General features: G+C 58.9%; 3 protein-coding genes and 1 pseudogene. 2 read left to right on the top strand and 2 right to left on the bottom strand.

Annotated elements, in window-relative coordinates; translation table 11 throughout:
• Window positions 1–231: pseudogene (locus GHO03_RS24070) on the bottom strand (two-component sensor histidine kinase); the annotation flags it as partial.
• The gene (locus GHO03_RS24065) at window positions 228–911 is read right to left on the bottom strand and encodes a response regulator (protein ID WP_095002735.1); all 684 of its coding nucleotides are present in this window, start codon (window positions 909–911) and stop codon (window positions 228–230) included. The gene GHO03_RS24065 and the pseudogene GHO03_RS24070, both read right to left, overlap by 4 nt.
• Before the next feature lie 182 nt (window positions 912–1,093).
• On the opposite strand from GHO03_RS24065, the gene GHO03_RS24060 reads away from it, so the two are divergent.
• Window positions 1,094–2,137 (top strand): hypothetical protein, encoded by a 1,044-nt coding sequence (locus GHO03_RS24060; protein ID WP_153380550.1) that lies wholly within the window; start codon window positions 1,094–1,096, stop codon window positions 2,135–2,137.
• Between the two features lie 93 nt (window positions 2,138–2,230).
• On the top strand, window positions 2,231–2,818 hold a 588-nt coding region (locus tag GHO03_RS24055; protein WP_256668772.1), incomplete at its 3' end, for a protein-disulfide reductase DsbD domain-containing protein.

Raw genomic sequence — 2,818 nt, 5'->3', positions numbered from 1 at the left:
GCCAGGTATGGTCAGTTGCTCGGCACTGAAATGGGTGCCCTCGCCCTTGACCGGCAATTGCGGCAGCTGCTCCAGCAACCCGGCGACCATGCGAGCCGAGGCCACCAGGCGCTGGTCGAGGGAGAACATCATCTGCTGACGCAGGTCGCTGAGCATCCAGGCTGCAGCCAGAGCCCACACCAGCACAAACGCCGAACCGATGGTCAGGCTCAGACGCAGACGCAAGCTCATCGTGCTTCGGACTCTGCGCTGTCGGCCGGGCCCAGGCGATAGCCCAGGCCACGCACGGTCTCAACGATACCGTTACCCAATTTGCGTCGCAGATGATGGATATGCACGTTCAAGGCGTTGCTTTCCAGCTCGTCGCCAAAACCATAGATGCTGTCCTTGAGTTGCTCGCTGGACAGCACCCGTCCACGGTTGTGCAGCAAGGCTTGCAGCAGCGCCTGCTCGCGACGGGACAAGTCCACCGGCTGGCCGCCCAGAAGGGTCACGCGGCTGCTGGGGTCGTAGGTCAGGCTGCCGTGCTCGATCAGGTTGACGCTGCGCCCGGCCACCCTGCGCAACAAGGTATGCAGGCGGGCAGCGAGTTCACGCAGGTCGAAAGGCTTGAGCAGGTAGTCATCGGCACCGGCCTGCAGGCCGTCGACACGGTCGGTGACCGAGTCACGGGCGGTCAGGATCAGCACCGGCAATTCAAGGCCCTGCTGGCGCAACTGCTGCAGCAGCTTGAGGCCATCTTCATCGGGCAGGCCCAGGTCGAGCACCATGACGTCGAACTCGGCAGCCTTGAGCATGGCCCGTGCTGCGGCGGCGGTACTCACATGCTCAACCGTCAGCCCCTGTGCCGTCAGCCCGGCCTTGATGCCGCTGGCAATCAGTTCGTCGTCTTCGCAAACCAGTACATGCATGCTGATACCCGCGTAAATAAGCCGATTAAAAGGTCATGGGATTAAGGCCCGATTATGCCTGGGCAAACCGTGGCTCGTGGCACTGTGCGCGGTGCGGATAGTGCCTATTTATGTAACGCACTCGCACTCCAATCCATCCCTAAGCTGGAGATCGCCTCGCCAACAACCTGAAGGAACTTCACATGCTGGCACCCAGTGATGAGTTTTCGTGGCTCTTCGAAGGGCTCCCCACCTACACCACACTTCATCAAAAAGGCATGCGTCTTTACGACCTTGGCGCTTTTGAACATGCCCGGCAGTTTTTGCAATTACCCGCGACGGTGGGCGATGCCGAGGCTCAGTTTGCACTGGCCAGCATCATCGAGCATAGCCCTACTGAAATCTCGTCCCAGATCACCACGCTCAGGCGACAAATTGCAGGGATAACGCAAATCAGTCGCCAGAAAGAGCATCACTGGCACCTGGTAACACAGGCCTCACAGATGATCGAAAGGCTGCAGATCACCCTCAAGGCGCAGTATATGCCCCTCTACGAGGCTGCCGCGGAGCACGGCAATATTGACGCGATGCTGCGTCTGGGCGGCGATGCGTGGAACGCAAAAGTACGCGCACAGCTCGAAAGCGGCTTGCGAGTCCATACCCCCGAAGCACTGCTGGACATGTATGCCTTGACCAGGGATCTGAACTGGCTAAAGCATTCGGCGGCATCAGGACATGCCATCGCTCAATACTTGCTGGCAACCCTCTACGATAAAAACCCAACAATGCTGGCCAGCGCCGAGGATCCCCAAGAAGTCATCTATGAACTGATCAGCAGCTCAGCCTATGGTGGATATCCTCCTGCCATGAACTGGTTTGCGAACCGCATTGAAAACCGCCGGAACTTTGCGCTTATTCAACACTGGATACTCAAGGAAGCCCAGGCCGGCAGCATCAATGCTGTCCAGCAATATGGCCTGGCCCTGACCGGCATGAACAGCGATGGCACCCATAACGATATCGTCAGCGGTTTCGAAGCCGATTACACAGGGGGGTATGCCCTGTTATGGCTGGTCAACCAGGTAAAGGGCCGGGGGAGCAATCCCTATAATATCCAGGACAAACTCCATCATCTTGAGTCGGAGCTGGGCCCGGCCCAAGTCATTACCGCCAAAGAGATTGCCCATGAGTGGCGTGAGCACTACCCGCTGCTGTCCGAATTCCGCCTGCGCGCCTGCTTGCTCTAAGCCCTCAACCGGCTTGAACCTCTCGCGTATTAACACTCGGTTAATCAACGCCCGCCAAGGTGTGGCGTATCCGTACACTCCAAGGTTGGGCGCATGTCTCGTTTGTTTTTCTTTCTCCTGCTGCTGGTCGCCGGTTTTAGCCAGGCGCATGCCAATGAAGATCCGTTTGCACAAAAGCCGGACTTCCTTCCGGTCGCCAAGGCGTTTGTGTTCAGCAGCGAAGATCTGCCCTCTGGTGAAACCCGCCTGCAGTGGAAAATAGCCGACAAGTACTATCTGTATAAAAAGCGCTTCAAGTTTGACGGGCTGGATGCCGCACACACACCCGAGTTGCCTAAAGGGCTGGAACACAGCGATGAGTTTTTTGGCGCCACAGAGGTGTATCGCGACAACGTTGCGCTAGTGATTCCGGCAGGTGCCAGCGGTCAGGTCAAGGTCAGCTGGCAAGGCTGCGCCGATGCCGGCCTGTGCTATCCGCCACAAAGCCGGACCATCGATTTGGGCGGCATGCAGTCTGCCGCAGCGCAGGGTCAGGCCCAGGACCAGTCGCTGGCGGCCACCTTGCAGCAGCGCTCCCTGGGCTGGAGCCTGCTGCTGTTCTTCGGCCTGGGCCTGCTGCTGGCCTTTACGCCTTGCTCGCTGCCCATGCTGCCGATTCTGGCCGGGCTGGTGGTGAGCAGT

The organism is Pseudomonas sp. FSL R10-1339, from assembly GCF_009600545.1.
Lineage (GTDB): Bacteria > Pseudomonadota > Gammaproteobacteria > Pseudomonadales > Pseudomonadaceae > Aquipseudomonas > Aquipseudomonas bubulae.
This window is presented reverse-complemented; position numbering and strand designations above follow the sequence as displayed.